17 protein-coding genes are annotated in these 16,705 nt (G+C 43.7%); 2 read left to right on the top strand and 15 right to left on the bottom strand.

The window, feature by feature from the left end; translation table 11 throughout:
* Window positions 1–5: 5 nt before the first annotated feature.
* Together NSS77_RS14340 and NSS77_RS14335 are read right to left on the bottom strand one after the other, a co-directional pair.
* Window positions 6–584: a YpmS family protein gene (locus tag NSS77_RS14340; protein WP_342469344.1), complete on the bottom strand. Its 579-nt coding sequence runs from the start codon at window positions 582–584 to the stop codon at window positions 6–8.
* 208 nt (window positions 585–792) lie between these two features.
* Window positions 793–1,635, bottom strand: a complete 843-nt coding sequence (locus tag NSS77_RS14335; RefSeq protein WP_342469343.1) for a DegV family protein — start codon at window positions 1,633–1,635, stop codon at window positions 793–795.
* A gap of 165 nt (window positions 1,636–1,800) precedes the next feature.
* Between NSS77_RS14335 and NSS77_RS14330 the strand changes: the two genes are divergently transcribed.
* On the top strand, window positions 1,801–2,442 hold the full coding sequence (locus NSS77_RS14330) for a hemolysin III family protein (RefSeq protein WP_342469342.1): 642 nt from the start codon (window positions 1,801–1,803) through the stop codon (window positions 2,440–2,442).
* Between the two features lie 3 nt (window positions 2,443–2,445).
* On the top strand, window positions 2,446–2,577 hold the full coding sequence (locus NSS77_RS14325) for a hypothetical protein (protein WP_342469341.1): 132 nt from the start codon (window positions 2,446–2,448) through the stop codon (window positions 2,575–2,577).
* Window positions 2,578–2,761: 184 nt separating this feature from the next.
* Here the strand turns inward: NSS77_RS14325 and NSS77_RS14320 are convergent, their stop codons facing one another.
* From NSS77_RS14320 to NSS77_RS14260, 13 genes are all read right to left on the bottom strand, one after another.
* Window positions 2,762–4,300 carry an acyl-CoA carboxylase subunit beta gene (locus NSS77_RS14320; protein WP_342469340.1) on the bottom strand — a complete coding sequence of 513 codons (1,539 nt, stop codon included), beginning with the start codon at window positions 4,298–4,300 and terminating at the stop codon, window positions 2,762–2,764.
* 35 nt (window positions 4,301–4,335) lie between these two features.
* Window positions 4,336–5,118 (bottom strand): enoyl-CoA hydratase, encoded by a 783-nt coding sequence (locus NSS77_RS14315; RefSeq protein WP_342469339.1) that lies wholly within the window; start codon window positions 5,116–5,118, stop codon window positions 4,336–4,338.
* Complete coding sequence (locus NSS77_RS14310; protein ID WP_342469338.1) at window positions 5,096–6,028, bottom strand: hydroxymethylglutaryl-CoA lyase; 933 nt, start codon at window positions 6,026–6,028, stop codon at window positions 5,096–5,098. Before NSS77_RS14310 ends, NSS77_RS14315 begins: the two co-directional genes overlap by 23 nt.
* A 10-nt stretch (window positions 6,029–6,038) precedes the next feature.
* On the bottom strand, window positions 6,039–6,254 hold the full coding sequence (locus NSS77_RS14305) for an acetyl-CoA carboxylase biotin carboxyl carrier protein subunit (RefSeq protein WP_342469337.1): 216 nt from the start codon (window positions 6,252–6,254) through the stop codon (window positions 6,039–6,041).
* A gap of 77 nt (window positions 6,255–6,331) precedes the next feature.
* On the bottom strand, window positions 6,332–7,168 hold the full coding sequence (locus NSS77_RS14300; RefSeq protein ID WP_342469336.1) for a hypothetical protein: 837 nt from the start codon (window positions 7,166–7,168) through the stop codon (window positions 6,332–6,334).
* 15 nt (window positions 7,169–7,183) lie between these two features.
* Window positions 7,184–8,542, bottom strand: coding sequence for an acetyl-CoA carboxylase biotin carboxylase subunit (locus NSS77_RS14295; protein WP_342469335.1), 1,359 nt, complete (start codon window positions 8,540–8,542; stop codon window positions 7,184–7,186).
* Between the two features lie 82 nt (window positions 8,543–8,624).
* The gene (locus tag NSS77_RS14290) at window positions 8,625–10,262 is read right to left on the bottom strand and encodes an AMP-binding protein (protein ID WP_342469334.1); all 1,638 of its coding nucleotides are present in this window, start codon (window positions 10,260–10,262) and stop codon (window positions 8,625–8,627) included.
* Window positions 10,263–10,285: 23 nt separating this feature from the next.
* Window positions 10,286–11,428: an acyl-CoA dehydrogenase gene (locus NSS77_RS14285; RefSeq protein ID WP_342469333.1), complete on the bottom strand. Its 1,143-nt coding sequence runs from the start codon at window positions 11,426–11,428 to the stop codon at window positions 10,286–10,288.
* A 28-nt stretch (window positions 11,429–11,456) separates the two neighbouring features.
* Window positions 11,457–12,098 carry a TetR/AcrR family transcriptional regulator gene (locus tag NSS77_RS14280; RefSeq protein WP_342469332.1) on the bottom strand — a complete coding sequence of 214 codons (642 nt, stop codon included), beginning with the start codon at window positions 12,096–12,098 and terminating at the stop codon, window positions 11,457–11,459.
* A 112-nt stretch (window positions 12,099–12,210) separates the two neighbouring features.
* Window positions 12,211–12,864 carry a CoA transferase subunit B gene (locus NSS77_RS14275; RefSeq protein ID WP_342469331.1) on the bottom strand — a complete coding sequence of 218 codons (654 nt, stop codon included), beginning with the start codon at window positions 12,862–12,864 and terminating at the stop codon, window positions 12,211–12,213.
* Complete coding sequence (locus NSS77_RS14270; protein ID WP_342469330.1) at window positions 12,861–13,574, bottom strand: CoA transferase subunit A; 714 nt, start codon at window positions 13,572–13,574, stop codon at window positions 12,861–12,863. Before NSS77_RS14270 ends, NSS77_RS14275 begins: the two co-directional genes overlap by 4 nt.
* A gap of 349 nt (window positions 13,575–13,923) precedes the next feature.
* On the bottom strand, window positions 13,924–14,403 hold the full coding sequence (gene folA, locus NSS77_RS14265; protein ID WP_342469329.1) for a type 3 dihydrofolate reductase: 480 nt from the start codon (window positions 14,401–14,403) through the stop codon (window positions 13,924–13,926).
* A 920-nt stretch (window positions 14,404–15,323) separates the two neighbouring features.
* Window positions 15,324–16,679, bottom strand: coding sequence for an IS1182 family transposase (locus tag NSS77_RS14260; RefSeq protein WP_342469328.1), 1,356 nt, complete (start codon window positions 16,677–16,679; stop codon window positions 15,324–15,326).
* Between the last annotated feature and the right edge of the window lie 26 nt (window positions 16,680–16,705).

Below are 16,705 nucleotides of genomic sequence, written 5' to 3'. Positions count from 1 at the left end.
CACTCCTATTGATTTGGTATTACGATTTCCAATTGAATTTGATTATTTTTCAAGTCAATCTCTTTCGCTTTTACCTTTGCACCGGAAGAAAGGGTTAAATTGGACAGATCGACAAAGATTTCTTTGGCATCGGGTCTGATAACCATCCATTCAGGAAATTGGACTGCCTGATCCAATAATTTCAATACCATCGAAGGAGGCAGATTTAAACTTCCTACATTCACTTCCGATTGGACCAAATGGATATTCCCATGTTCATTCACAACGGGATTGAATTTCATCAAAACAGGAACATTGTATCCAAATGCGACAATTTCACTGGATATCTGAATTGAATCATTAACCTCGATTTCCACCGGCAAAGCGGAATTTTTTAATTCTCGTTTGATATATTTTATCGCCAATTTTTCAAAATCATCCGCTGTCGTCTCCACATACAGGACACTATCCGTTTCCTTGGCTTCCGGTTCTTCCGCAGAAGGAACGGCCGTTTTCACTGGCGAAGTCGCCCAGTAAATGAGTAAAGCCAACAATAAGACGATCGCGCCGGATAATGTGAAAAAGGCGACTTTCCAAACATTCATTCTATGACACTCCTATCAATGGGCAAAAAAGATTTCTATTAACATTATCTTTTTTTATGCACCAAACTCTATAAAATATGATTGCTTTTTTAAATTTATTATAAATTTTGGAATAAATTAAATAAATTAAAACGCTTCCGAGAAAAAAGAAAAGTGTCCATCCCTCCGAAAATGGGAATCGACACTTTGGGCAGTGCTCTTTGGCCGGTTATTCCGCAAAGAACACCAAAGCAATGGCGCCCCGTCCTGCATGGGTGCTGATGATGGGCGAAGTGAATGTGACTTCAATATTATCAAATCCTGACTGTTCAATCAAATGTTTCAACGGAGTTCCGACATTGTCCATTCCACCGGCATGGGAAATAGAAACCGCTTTGACCGTTTTCCCGGAAGTATGTTTTGTAAACTCTTTGTACATATATTTAACCACTTGGCCATAACTTCTCATCTTGGAAACGAGCAAATACTCGCCTTCTTCCAAAACCGCAATGGGTTTGATGTTCAATAGGGAACCGAGAAGCGCCCTCCCCTTCCCTATCCGTCCGCCTTTGAGAAGATTTTTTAACGTCTCCAAGTAAATATACATTTTTGTGTTGGCCCGGACAAGTTCCAACCGCTTGATGATTTCATTGACAGATGCTCCGGCATCCCTCAAACGGGCGGCTTCCCGGACTTGAATCGCCATAGCGGTGGAAATGAACCGGGAGTCAAACACCGTTACATTGGCATTTGCCATCTCTGCTCCTTGGCGGGCGGATTGCAATGTGCCGCTTAATTTCCCGGCCACATGAATGGAAATGATTTCATCCCCAACGTTCCCCAATTGTTCATACACCTCTTGAAATCGGCCAGGTGCCGGCTGGGAACTCTTCGGCAATTCCTTTGCCTGATCCATCATATCCAAGAAAGGCTCCGGAGAAATATCCACCCCATCGACATAGGTCTTCCCGTCAATGTGCAAAGAGAGTGGCACGATATGAATATTTTTTCTTGCCGCTTCTTCCATTGAGATGTCGCATGAAGAATCCGTGACGATATGAATCTTTCCCACTGATACACTTCCTCTTGCTTAATTTGAATCATTATATAAATGGTTTTTATGGTTGTAAAGATGACAACTGTCATCACTTTCAACACAATTTCAAATATATGACAAATGATAGTGTTGCCGCTGCAAGTATTGGTATATCGTTATAGTCATTAGGAGGTTGATGAAATGAACAACATCGAAGCATTCGATTATAAAAACTGGAAAGAAGAATGTTGGAATGCCATCACCCACGGAATCGGATTTCTCTTCAGTATTCCTGCCTGTGTGATGTTAATTCTGTTGGCCGCCCATTCGGGAAGCGCCATCGAAATTGTCTCCTTTTCCATCTTTGGTTCTTCATTAATTATTTTGTTTTGCATGTCCACTTTATTACATAGCATGCCCGAAAAATATAAAAAGTTTTTCTCCATTCTCGATCATTCATCCATTTATGTATTAATCGCAGGAACCTATACGCCGTTTCTATTGATAGCCATCGGCGGAACCCTCGGACTCGTTCTCCTGTGCATCATTTGGGGGATCGCCATCTTCGGGATCGTATTTAAAAGCTTATTTATTCACCGGTTTGAAGCATTTTCCTTATTGTTGTATCTGGTGATGGGCTGGCTGATCATCTTTGCGGTTAAACCGCTTTATGCATTCATCCATTTGGAAGGGTTTTGTGTCTTGCTTGCCGGCGGATTGTTTTTCACAATCGGTTCTATATTCTATGCATGGAGAAAGCTTCCATATAATCACGCGATATGGCATTTATTTGTGATTGCGGGTTGTGTTTGCATGGTGTATTGTGTGGCGGTGTATTTGTAATTTTTGGATCATTGGCGGCATGAGGCATTGATTAATGGCCAGTGGAATGGAACTTATCGCCACTCCGGAAAGATGACCGCCAGTGGAGAAAAAGTGCAATTGCTGAGGGCGATTATCGCCAAGCTGATGGAATAATCGCCCCTTTTGGAAAAATATTCGCCGAAGTTGTGAACTTAATCGCCTGCACGAGAAAAAGGGGCACTTGCTGTGGCCGTTAATCGCCGAAATTCGAAATTTAATCGCCGAACGAAAAATTTCATATCCTTCGATTTTCCAAAAAGAAAACAGAGCGTACACTTCCCGCTCTGTTTTCGTGCAATTATACCGGACTTACGCCATGTTTCCGTTCCGAGAATACAAGATATTTGGAAGCATAAGCATGCAGTCTTGCCGTCAACACTTGACGCAAATCGTTCGGCTCGATGACATCATCGACAATCAATTCGGAAGCCAACTTATAAATATCGATTTCTTCCCGGTATTCTTGGCGTTTTTGCTCGATGAAGGCCTGCTGCTCCTCTTTTGGAAGCTGGGCAATTTTATTTGCGTAAACCGCATTCACTGCTGCTTCAGGTCCCATTACGGCGATTTGTGCCGTTGTCAACGCAATTACGCAATCCGGCTCGAATGCAGGGCCTGCCATTGCATAAAGCCCGGCTCCATAGGCCTTTCTCACAATCACCGTAATTTTCGGCACCGTTGCTTCGCTCATGGCAAAAATCATTTTTGCTCCATGGCGGATGATGCCTTGTCTTTCCACTTGTGTTCCGATCATGAACCCTGGAACGTCTGCCAAGAACACTAACGGAATATGGAAAGCATCGCAAAGATTGATGAATTTTGCGGCTTTATCGGCAGAATCGTGGAACAGCACGCCGCCTTTCACCCTTGGCTGGTTCGCAATGATTCCGACCGCTTGTCCATCAATCCGGGCAAAGCCGGTAATGAGTTCCGCCGCAAACAGTTTTTTCACTTCACAGAAGGAACCTTCATCAATGATTCGATCGATCAAATCATACATATTGAATGGCACGTTTTGATTTTTTGGAATGATTTCCTCAATCGTTTTTTCAAAGTTCGCAGGCAGTTTTGGCGCTTCCACCGGAGGCTTTTCCCGGTAATTATTCGGGAAATAGCTCAAATATTTTCTTGCGTATTCAATGGCTTCTTCTTCCGTTTTGGCAAGCACGTCGCCGCAGCCGGATACGGAGCAGTGCATTTTTGCTCCACCCATTGTTTCCAGATCCACTTTTTCTCCGATCACCATCTCCGCCATTCTCGGTGAACCTAAATACATGGATGCATTTCCTTCCACCATGATGACCACATCACAGAAAGCCGGTATGTAGGCACCACCCGCTGCAGAAGGCCCGAACAACAAGCAAACTTGCGGCACTTTTCCTGAAAGTTTCACCTGATTATAGAAAATGCGGCCAGCTCCACGGCGTCCCGGGAACATTTCCACTTGGTCCGTAATGCGGGCACCGGCAGAATCCACCAGGTAAATGATCGGGCAAGCCAGTTTTTCGGCCGTTTCTTGAATGCGCAAGATTTTTTCTACGGTTCTTTTCCCCCAGGATCCGGCTTTTACCGTGGAATCATTGGCCATAAAGCATACCGTTTGGCCATTGATTTTTCCAATCCCTGTCACCACGCCGTCCGCAGGCAAGTCGCCAGCCACACAGTTGGCGAATAGGCCGTCTTCGATTTGCACATCTTCATCAAGTAGCAGTTTTAAACGGTCGCGTACGAACAGTTTTCCTTGTTCTTTATTTTTTTGATGGTACTTTTCATGGCCACCTTTTTTGATTTCTTCTATTAAATCTGCGTGAGCCTTTTTTGTAACCGTATCACTCATGGATGAATCCTCCTTTGATTTGTGATGTGTCGCGGCTATCTTCCTTGATATTGTGGTTGTCGTTTTTCCTGGAACGCCACCAAACCTTCCAACCGGTCTTCCGTATGCAAAAGCTCATTGTAGGCAAGCTCTTCAATTTTAAGACCGGTTGTCAAATCCACCTCGATGCCTTTGTTGATGGCCACCTTTGCCTGAATCAATGATAACGGTGCGTTTTTGGCAATTTCCAAAGCAAGTTCCGTCGCTTTCTCAAGCAAAATTTCCTTGTCGTACACCGAATTGATCAAGCCGATTTCAAGGGCTTCATTCGCGGAAATTCTTCGTGCCGTGTATATAAGCTCTTTCGCTTTTCCGACCCCGATGATGCGAGGCAAACGCTGCGTTCCACCTGCACCAGGAATGATGCCGAGGGAAACTTCCGTCAGTCCCATTTTGGCTTCACTGCTGGCAATGCGAAGATCGCAAGCTAAAGCGAGTTCGAGTCCTCCGCCAAAAGCGACGCCATTCATGACAGCGATAACCGGTTGCGGAAGAGCTTCCACCTGATTGACGGTGCTGCCGATGAGTTTGACCGTTTCCCTCACTTGCTGTTCATTCATGGTTTTCCGTTCTTTCAAGTCTGCACCGGCGCAGAACGCTTTTTCACCGCTGCCTGTGATCAACACCACACGGATTTCCCGGTTTTTGGAGATGGCAACCAAAGTTTCATTCAGTTCCTTCAATAGTTGAAGGGACATTGCATTGGCCGCTTCCGGACGGTTCAGTGTGATCAAACCGATTCCTTTTTCGATTTCGTTAAACTGTACGAGCGTTGTCAACGTTTGCGCTCCTTTCGTTTCTGGCAATTTCCAATTGTTTCGAAATGAGTTTCTTGCCGATTTTTTCTTCGATAAAGAAAGCCGAATCAATCAGCGCTTCCGGATTTACGCCGGTTTCAATGTTCATTGCGGTGAGCAGATAGTTCAAATCTTCCGTAGCCACATTGCCGCTCGCTCCTTTGGCATACGGACACCCTCCAAGACCACCCGTCGAACTGTCGAAAGTGGTGATGCCCATCTCCAACGATTTCACCACATTGGCAAGGGCTGTTCCTCTCGTGTCATGAAAGTGCATGGCAAAGAGTTGAGGCGGGAAATGCTTCAATAAAGTTTCCAATAAGCTTTCCACTTGGGTAGGTACGCCGACGCCGATCGTGTCGCCCAAAGAAATTTCATAAACGCCCATTTCCGCCAATCGATCAACGACTTTCAACACTTGCTCCGGTGCAACCGGTCCATCATACGGGCAGGCAATCACCGTCGATACGTAACCCCGTACTTTTAGATCCGCCTTTTTCGCCTCATCCACGACCTCTTTTAATACAGGGAAAGTTTCATCAATCGATTTATTGATATTGCTTTTGTTATGCCCTTCGCTGGCGGACATGAAAACGCTGATTTCATCCACATGGCAGTTGAATGCCCGTTCAAGGCCGCGAATATTCGGCACCAGCGCCGCATAAGTCACGCCCGCTTCTCTTTTGATGGACTTTAGAACTTCTTCGCTGTCTGCCAATTGGGGAATCCACTTCGGATGAACGAAGGAGGATACTTCGATATAGGATAAACCGGTTTTGCTCAGCCGGTTGATCCAATCCACTTTTTCCTTTGTTTCAATAAAATTGGGCTCGTTTTGCAAACCATCCCTTGGCCCGACTTCTTTGATCGTCACTTTTGTCGGAAGCTTCATCCTTTTCCCCCTATTCGATTTCTAAAATGTCATCATCCACGTTGATAAAATCGCCTTCTTGCACAAAGATTTTCTTCACAACCCCATTTGCTTCCGCTGCAATCGGAATTTCCATTTTCATGGATTCCAAGATTACAACATCTTGTCCTTCTTGTACTTGTTCACCTTCTGATACGACGATTTTCCAAACTGTTCCTGCCATATTTGCTTTTACTAATGTTGCCATTATCATCAACCTCCAATTTTTCTATTCTTTAGGGAAAGGGATAGGGCGTTGATGGATGTGGGTGTTGGGCTGTTTGTTCAATTGGTGCGGATGTTTGCCCGTTTTGTGCGGATAAGTATCCATTTGGTGCGGATACATCCTCGTTTTGTGCAGATGGCCATCCTTTTTGTGCGTTTGCCACCTTGTTTTGTGCGGATGGCCATCTTTTTTGTGCGTTTGCCACCTTGTTTTGTGCGGATGGCCATCTTTTTTGTGCGTTTGCCACCTTGTTTTGTGCGGATGGCCATCCTTTTTGTGCGTTTGCCACCTTGTTTTGTGCGGATGGCCATCCTTTTTGTGCGTTTGCCACCTTGTTTTGTGCGGATGGCCATCCTTTTTGTGCGTTTGCCACCTTGTTTTGTGCGGATGGCCATCCTTTTTGTGCGTTTGCCACCTTGTTTTGTGCGGATGGCCATCTTTTTTGTGCGTTTGCCACCTTGTTTTGTGCGGATGGCCATCTTTTTTGTGCGTTTGCCACCTTGTTTTGTGCGGATGGCCATCTTTTTTGTGCGTTTGCCACCTTGTTTTGTGCGGATGGCCATCTTTTTTGTGCGTTTGCCACCTTGTTTTGTGCGGATGGCCATCCTTTTTGTGCGTTTGCCACCTTGTTTTGTGCGGATGGCCATCCTTTTTGTGCGTTTGCCACCTTGTTTTGTGCGGATGGCCATCTTTTTTGTGCGTTTGCCACCTTGTTTTGTGCGGATGACCATCTTTTTTGTGCGTTTGCCACCTTGTTTTGTGCGGATGGCCATCCTTTTCGTGCGGATAGCACCTTCATTCGCTCGGATAACACCACCGCTCGTGCACATCCCGCATAAGGCACTACCAAATCCACACCCTGCGTCCCAAACGCCCCTATTCTCTTTCCACTTCAAATTGCTTCATTTCCATTACTTTGTCACTTGGACTTCGGGTAAATAATATTCATCTACAAAACTTGTTGTAATATTGCCTTTAATAAATTCTTTGTGGCTGGCAATTTTTAATAACATCGGAATATTGGTTTTGATTCCTTCCACTTTGTACTGTTTTAATGCCTTCACTAAACGTTTGCATGCCTGTTCCCGCGTTTCGCCGTAGCAAATCAGCTTTCCAATCATCGGATCATAGAACGGGGTCACATTGGAACCTGACTCGACGGCGCAGTCATTGCGGATGCCTTCCCCTTCAGGCAATTCCAAAACCGAAATCGCTCCTGGAGAAGGATAAAATGTAACCGGATCTTCCGCATAGATTCGCGCTTCAATCGCATGCCCTTTGATTTGTAAAGAATCGCGGGAAATTTCTAACGGAAGTCCTTGGGCAATGCGGATTTGCTGTTCAACCAGATCCACGCCGGTGATTTCTTCCGTCACCGGGTGCTCCACTTGCAAGCGGGTATTCATTTCCAAGAAATAGAAATTCTCTTTCTCATCCACCAGAAACTCAATGGTTCCTGCATTGGTATAGCCGATATATTGTGCCGCCCGAACGGCCGCCTCCAGCATCTTTTCACGAGTCGTTTCAGAAAGGGTTGGGGACGGGGCTTCTTCAATGACTTTTTGATTGCGACGCTGGATGGAACATTCCCGTTCAAAAAGCGGCACGACGTTCCCATGAACATCGGCTATAATTTGAACTTCCACATGGTGCGGATTTTCGATGTATTTTTCGATATACATCGTTCCGTCGCCAAAGTAGGATTGTGCCCGCTTTTTATTGCCCTCAAAGGCTTTTGCAAGTTCTTCCTGGTTATGGATTCGCTGCATGCCGATGCCACCGCCGCCGCTAGAAGCTTTCAACATTAACGGATAACCGATTTCCTCTGCCACTTTGATCGCTTCTTCCACGCTTTCGATTGCCACATTGCCGCCCTCGATGATCGGCACTCCCGCTTCCTTCATCTTGATTCTCGCTTCCAGCTTGCTTCCCATTGCGGCAATGACTTCATGTTTTGGTCCAATGAAGACAATGCCCTCTTCCTCGCAGCGTTTGGCAAAATTCGGATTTTCAGAAAGCAAGCCGTAGCCTGGATGAATGGCATCAACATTCGCCTTTTTCGCCACTTCTATGATTTTTTCAATATTTAAGTAGCTTAAGGCAACGGGAGGTTTACCGATTTCATAGGCTTCATCCGCTTCTCTTACGAAAATGGCATCCCGGTCCGCCTCCGAATACACTGCAACCGTTTGAATGTTCAATTTTTTGCAGGTACGAATCACTCTTCTAGCAATTTCTCCGCGGTTTGCGATTAAAATTTTCTTAAACATCGGCATACTACTCCTTCCCATACCTTTAGTGCTTTTTTTGTACAAGTTTTGCAATCGCTCAAAAGAACGCCGATTGCATTCATCAATGAACCAGTTTTGCAGTGAATTGCTCCCTCAATTTGAACTTCTGAATTTTACCGGATGCTGTCATTGGATATTGATCCACAAAGAAGATATATCTCGGGATTTTGTGTTTTGAAATCTTCCCTTCGCAGAACTCGCGAATTTCTTCGGCGGTTGCCGTTTCGCCTTGTTTCAAGATGATGAAAGCAGCCACTTCTTCCCCGTATTTTTCATCAGGCACGCCAACTATCTGCACATCATAGATTTTTGGATTTTTATATAGGAATTCCTCGATCTCCCGCGGATAAATGTTTTCCCCTCCACGGATGATCATATCTTTCAGGCGGCCTGTAATACGGACATAGCCGTTTTCATCCATCGTGGCCAAATCTCCGGTGTGCAGCCAATTGTCTTCATCAATGGCTTCGCTTGTCGCTTCCGGATTTTTATAATATCCTTTCATCACGTGGTAACCACGCGTGCAAAGTTCGCCTTGTGTATTTGGCGGCACTTCTTTTCCTGTTGTCGGATCGATGATTTTCACTTCCACGTTCGGCAAAGCGCGGCCAACAGATCCCACTTTCAACTCAAACGGATCATCTGTGCGCGTTTGCGTAATCACCGGGGAAGATTCCGTCTGTCCGTAGCAAATCGTAATATCTTTCATATTCATTTTTTGGATGACGGATTTCATGAGCTCTTCCGGACAGTTGGAACCGGCCATGACTCCGGTACGCAAAGTGGATAAATCGAATTCATCAAAATTCGGCAAGTTCAATTCGCTGATGAACATGGTCGGTACGCCATGAAGAGCTGTACATTTTTCTTTTTCCACCGTTTTTAATACTTCCACCGGGTTGTATTCCTGAATCGGCACCATTGTACCGCCGGCAGAAACGATGGCCATCGTACCAATCACACATCCGAAACAGTGGAAGAATGGAACAGGGATGCATAGGCGGTCTTCATGCGTCAATTTCATGCATTCGGCAATGTTGATAGCATTGTTGACGATGTTGTAGTGTGTCAACATGACGCCTTTCGGAAAGCCTGTTGTTCCGGAAGTGTACTGCAAGTTGATGACATCATCATAATGAAGTGCAGCTTTTCTTTTATCCAATTCTTCATCCGATACTTGTTCCGCCAATTTAATGACATCATTCCAGTTGTAAACGCCATCGAATTGTTTTTCGCTGATAATGATGACATTTTTTAACATCGGCAACCGTTTTGATTTCAGTTCGCCAGGTTTACATGTTTTTAACTCTGGGCAGATTTCGTATACTGTATCGATGAAGCGATGGTCTTTGTATTGTTCAATCAGGATCAGTGTTTGGGAATCGGATTGTTTCAATAAATATTCCAATTCCGCAGTACGGTAGTTCGTATTCACTGTCACGAGCGGTGCCCCCATTTTTCCAGTGGCAAATTGAAGTGCCACCCATTCAGGCACATTCGTTGTCCAAACGGCGATATGGTCTCCCTTTTGGATGCCAAGAGCCATCAATGCTTTCGCCACTTGATCGGACCACGCATTAAATTCCTGGTATGTCAGCCTCAAATTGCGGTCGGAATAGACTACCGCTTCCTTGTTTGGATATTTTTCCGCTTGCTCCTCCAATAATTGACCGATAGTTTTATAAACGAGATCAGCCATTCCATTCCTCCTTTATATCCTTATTAGCACCCAATTAATCTTGAAATCACAAGGCGTTGAACTTCGGAAGTACCTTCACCAATCTCCATCAGTTTGATGTCCCGTAAATGTCTTTCCACATCGTACTCTTTCATGTAACCGTAACCGCCATGAATTTGAATGGCCTGATTACATACTCTGAAGCCCATTTCCGATGCGAAAAGTTTCGCAAATGCCGCCTCCTTTCCGAAAGGTTTATTGTTGTCTTTCAGCCACGCAGCTTTATATACCATGTTGCGGGCCAATTCTATTTCCATGGCCATATCAGCCAATTTGAACTGAATAGCCTGGAATTTGGAAATCGGTTGTCCAAACTGATATCTTTCTTTTGCATATTTCAACGCTTTTTCATAAGCGGCTTGCGCAATCCCTACCGATAAGGCGGCGATGGAAATCCGTCCGCCGTCCAACGTTTTCAGGAACTGGCTGTATCCACGTTTCGGGTCGCCCAATACATTTTCTTTTGGCACGCGGACATTTTCCAAAACAATTTCACAAGTGTTGGAAGCACGTACCCCCATTTTGTCGTAATCGCAACGGATGATTACCCCTTCAGCATCAGTCGGAACGATGAAGGACGTGATGATTTTCTTTCCGTCTTCCCTTTCTCCGGTAACCGCGGTTACAATCACTTGTCTTGCGTATCCGGCATTTGTAATGAAACATTTTTCGCCGTTGATGATGTATTCATCGCCCACCAGTTCAGCTTTTGTTCTTGTTCCACCGGCGTCTGAACCTGCATTCGGCTCTGTCAACCCGAATGAACCGAGAGCTTCTCCTTTGGCCATCGGAACGAGCCATTTCTGTTTTTGCTCCTCTGTTCCGAAATAATAGATTGGCGAAGCGCCCAAACTGATGGCCGCTGCATAGCTGAGCCCAGTGCCGCCACAGGCTTTTCCGATTTCTTCGACGGCAATGACATAGGAAATCGTATCTCCACCTGAACCTCCGTATTCTTCAGGAAACGGAATCCCCAGAAGTCCAAGCTCCCCCATTTTTTTGAACGTTTCGATTGGGAATGTGGAGTTTTCATCATGTTCTCTTGCATAAGGTTTAATTTCCTGTTCTGCAAAATCTCTTACCATTTCTTGAATCATCAATTGTTCCTTTGTTAGTTCAAAATTCATGAACATTTCCCCCTATCATAAAAACCGACTAGTCGGTTTGTTTTTGACCAACAGGTGCCAGTAACTGCCCCAATTGTTCCGCCTCTTGTAAACCTTGCTCTGTCACGATGGAGCGAATAATCATATCTTTGAAAATGGCTGTAATTTCTTCCATTGTCAGCGGACCGTCCTGCTTGAACCATTTGTATGTCCAATTGACCATTCCAATCATCGCCATCGTAACAATGTTGGCCGGCAATTCTTTGCGGAAGTCGCCGCTTTCCTGCCCTTCGGCGATGACCTTTTCAAGCAATTTCCGGTAGCGGTCCCTTTTCTCGTTAATGATTTGCTTAAATTCATCATTCAAATAGTTGCTTTCTTCATAAAATACGGTGATGTAAGGCTTATACATGTCGAACACCTTGATGAATGAGTGCAAAATTGCCGCAAGTCTTGAGATGGGCGTTTGATTTTCAGCGTAGGAATGTTCCGCTTTTTCAATCACATAGGATATAAAGACATCATGGATTTCATATAAAAGTTCATCTTTGGATTTGTAATTGTGATAAAAACCGCCTTTGGACGTGCCTGCTTCCGACACGATTTTGTCGACGGTGACTCCGTGATAACCATGTTGCTGAAATAAGTGCAGCGATGTTTCCAGGATCCGTTCTTTCAATGGTTTTTTCATTTTTTACCGCCTTTCGGTATCACGCATTAAACATAATTGGACGTTAGTAGAAATATATTTATTTTTCTAGCATTTTATGACATAAATCAAATAATTTTTGAGTATGAAATTTTTACCATTCTATTAAATTCGGCGAAATGCTATAATCCGCTTCTGTTTTGCTTTTTAATTCTTCCAATGTGATATCCTTTGATTTTTCTATTAAGACCATTCCATCTTCTGTAAAATCAAACACAGCCAATTCTGTGATCAAGCGGTCAACCACGCCCTGTCCTGTCAGAGGCAACGTGCACTCTTTCCGAACTTTCGGCTCCCCTTTTTTCGATAAATGCTCCATAATGACAACGACGCGTTTCGCTCCTTGAACCAAATCCATCGCGCCACCCATGCCTTTGACCATTTTTCCCGGGATCATCCAGTTGGCCAAATCGCCTTTTTCAGAAACTTCCATTCCGCCTAAAATGGCCAAATCGATATGTCCTCCACGAATCATGGCAAAGGATTCTGCACTGTCAAAAAATACGGCTCCTTTCACTGCCGTTACCGTCTCTTTGCCGGCATTGATCAAATCCGCATCCACTTCTTCTTCCGTCGGATATGGCCCGATTCCCAGCAACCCGTTTTCGGACTGCAACAACACTTGATAATTTTTTGGGATTTCATTGGCAACGAGCGTTGGCATGCCGATTCCCAAATTGACATACATGCCGTCTTTGATTTCCTTTACGGCCCGCTTGACGATTTTCTCTCTGGTCGTGAGCGTCATCCTTGTTGAACCTCCTCTCTTATGCGCGTCGTCTTTCTCTCGATCCGTTTTTCGTAATGATCGCCAACCAGGATGCGTTGAACGTAGATGCTTGGCGTATGGATTTGATCCGGATCCAATTCACCCACTTCAACCAGCTCTTCCACTTCGGCAATGGTGATTTTTCCTGCCATCGCAGCCAACGGATTAAAGTTTCTTGCCGTTTTTCGATAAACGAGGTTTCCTAATTTATCGCCTTTCCATGCCTTTACAAAAGCGAAATCGCCAACGATGGCCCTTTCCTCAATGTATGTTTTCCCATCGAATACTTTTGTCGGCTTTCCTTCCGCAATTGGCGTTCCGACACCGGTTGCCGTATAGAATGCCGGAATTCCTGCGCCGCCTGCCCGGATTCTCTCAGCGAGCGTTCCTTGAGGTGTCAGTTCGACCTCGATTTCACCATTTAAAAACTGCTGTTCAAAAGTTTTGTTCTCACCTACATAGGATGCGATGATTTTTGAAATCTGTTTGTTGGCTAGTAGCAAGCCTAATCCCCAATCATCTACGCCGCAGTTGTTGCTGACAACCGTTAAATTTTTTGTCCCTTTTCGCAAAATCGCATCGATCGCTTTTTCAGGGATACCGCATAAACCGAAACCGCCGACGATGATCGTATCCCCATCCTTCAATTCTGCAATGGCTTCATCGAAGGATGTAAATACCTTTGACATGCTGCAACGCCTCCTTTTCCTTTCAAGCAAATAGCGTATCCATTCTTTTATATGTGGGAAAAACTATTTTTATACTAATGTTTCATCGAAAAAATAGATTTTAACATTTCAATACGCTATCTCGAAAAGTGAAAATTTTAATGCGTTCAATGCATTATTTTCTCTTTTATACATATTACCTTATTTTTGTCGTTATAATAAAGAATTTTTTACTTACAAAATAAAAAAAACGGCCAACCGGAAAATAATTTCATTCCAGTTGGCCGATGGGCGTATTTTTTTGGACGGATGATTGATAGAGTTCCAGTAGAAAATGAACTAACATTGCTTATCCAAAGACATTTTAAAATTATCTTTTTCTCTCATAAACGACGTATTGATACGTAAATCCTTCTGTTGCCTTATAAACTTCGCTGGCTGACACCGCTTTCCATTCCTCCCCGTATTCCGGGAAGTATGTGTCCCCTTCAAATGCATGGTCGATATGCGTGATATATAACCGGTCAGCCATTGGAAGCGCCAATTTAAATATTTGTTCGCCACCAATCACCATAATTTCTTCGGCATCGCCTGCCAGTTTCAAGGCTTCCTCGAAACTGGATGCCACTTCAATCCCTTCATGATGGTAATCTTTGTTTTTGGTGATGACGATATTTCTTCTCCCAGGCAGAGGACGTCCAATGGATTCGAAGGTTTTTCTGCCCATGATGAGGGGTTTTCCCATCGTCGTTTCCTTGAAATATTTTAAATCTCCTGGCAAATGCCATGGCATCTGATTTTTATAACCGATTACTCGATTGTTGTCGTGGGCTACGATTAATGAAATCATATTCTCTCTCCTATGTATTTTTTATATTTCTATTTTACCTTGCTTCATTGCCTCATAAACAGGAACATCTAAATCTTAGCAAGGTTTCGCCAATTGAAGCATTTCCGCCTCAGTATTAGTTGAACGGTTTGGATATTTTGCAAAAATTTACGGGCATTTCAAGCCTTCTTAAAATTAATAGTGCTTCCTTTACAAAACCTGATACTTATTTTATTTCATCTTGGGGATTTAGGGAATATATTTTGGGGTTATATTATTTTTCTTTGGAAAAATCATAATCCAATTGATATAAGCTTTGCCAAAAAGGGAGGGCAGATTTAAAGATTATATATCTTCTAAATATTCTATTGTTATCAAGAAAGACTTTCTGTCTTCGGATGTAAGGAATTTTAGTTTTAATTAATAAGACATAGAAAAAACTTTTGTATCCTCAAAATATCAATATTGAATAAAATCGATTTCTGTCTCCTTATCAAGAAATGAATAGACTTTCGGTCTTTATCAGTATGGAAATTAAATATCAACATGAAAAAGCCATTAACGATGTCCTACTCTCGCGGAGGGCCCCCCAACTACCATCGGCGCGAACTCCGAAGCACGTTGACCGGCTACTCTGCGTCAGCTTCGGCGGTCCGGTGCTCACGTACCCGACGCTTGCGCTCCGGTTCCTCGCTTCCTTGATCTTCTTGGTCCCCGTGCTTCTCGTCTGCTTCTAATCGGTTTGCCGCTTCACTTTTTGGTTCCTGCTTCTGTATCGCGCCGAGCTGACCTCCGGTCTTTGGTAGTTGGGGGCTTATTTTGGGCAATAAAAAAACACCACTTTCGTGGTGTCAGACTGTCGACAAACCCCAACTCAAATGCTTCATTTGAGTAGGGGTTTGTCTTTTTTTGCTCATCATTTTCTAAGATTCTTGTCTTATTTAGGCTGGACATGGTCTTTTCCATGTCCAGTTTGCCATTTTCTTTAAGTTCATGGCAACGAAAGTAAGCATCGCCTGCATGGACAATTTTTCCAATCCTCGTAGAGTTGTCCATCGCATGCCATGCTTCTCTTTTCCATCGGCAAAGACCCGTTCAATCGTTTCTTTGCGCTTATCATATATATTTCTATTGATCTCTGTATGTCTTAAGTGGTCGACTTCTTCCACATAGTGCTCCCAAATGTGGCGATGAATAAATTTAGTGTGATCTTTACTTTGGGTACACTTTTCTAAAAATGGGCACGTTTTACATATTTCCGGTTTCGAAGCGTACTGTCGATATCCTTCTCTTGTTGTTGTTCGGTATTCAAGAGTTTGGTTGTTTGGGCAGATGTAACAATCATAATGCTCATCGTATACATATTCATACTTTTTAAAGAAACCGTCCTTTGTTCTAGGCCTTGTATATGGCATGACTGGACGAATCTCTTTATCCAATAGACTTTTCGCATTCGCTGGGGTTTTGTATCCGGCATCTACGGCTACTGCAGTTGGTTTGCCTACTTTTTCGATGACTTGTTCGAGTAATTGACCAAACACCTGACTATCATGAATATTCGCTCCCGTTACCTTGGTAGCTAAGACAAAGCCTTTTGCATCACAGGCGGTATGAAAAGAATAGGCAAACATCTTTTCCCGTTCATCTTTTACGTAATAGCCACTATCAGGATCGGTTGTACTGACCTTTATTTCCTTGGTTTCTTCATTCTCTTTCGGGGGAAAGGGCTTTTTTCCATGGTTTTCACGGTCTTGGTTAATCTCTAACTCTAATTGCGCTTGATAGCTTTTTGTTTCTGCCCGGACAATTTTCTTATCGAACTTCTTTTTATTGGCGCTCGCTTTGACATGTGTTGAATCAATAAAGGCAACAGATGCATCCACTAATCCTTTATTCATCGCTTCTTTTAAAATACGATAAAAAATCTGTTCAAATAAATCAGTACCTTGAAAACGACGAACATAATTCTTGCCGAACGTTGAAAAATGAGGAATTTTCTCTGTGAAACCATATCCTAAGAACCATCGATACGCCACGTTGGTTTCAATTTCTTTGATCGTTTGACGCATGGATCGAATACCAAATAAATACTGCACAAAGACCATTTTAATGAGCACAACAGGATCAATACTAGGCCTTCCGTTATCTAGGCAATAGGTATCTTTGACAAGATCGTAAATAAAATCAAAGTCTATGGCTTGTTCAATCTTCCTTACCAAATGATCTTCTGGAACCAATTGATCAAGAGCCACCATTTCCAATTGATTTCGATTATTGTCAGTACGCTTCGATAACATCCTAAATTTCCCCCGTTAACCAAGAA

It is taken from the genome of Ureibacillus sp. FSL K6-3587, from assembly GCF_038593165.1.
Lineage (GTDB): Bacteria > Bacillota > Bacilli > Bacillales_A > Planococcaceae > Ureibacillus > Ureibacillus suwonensis.
This window is presented reverse-complemented; position numbering and strand designations above follow the sequence as displayed.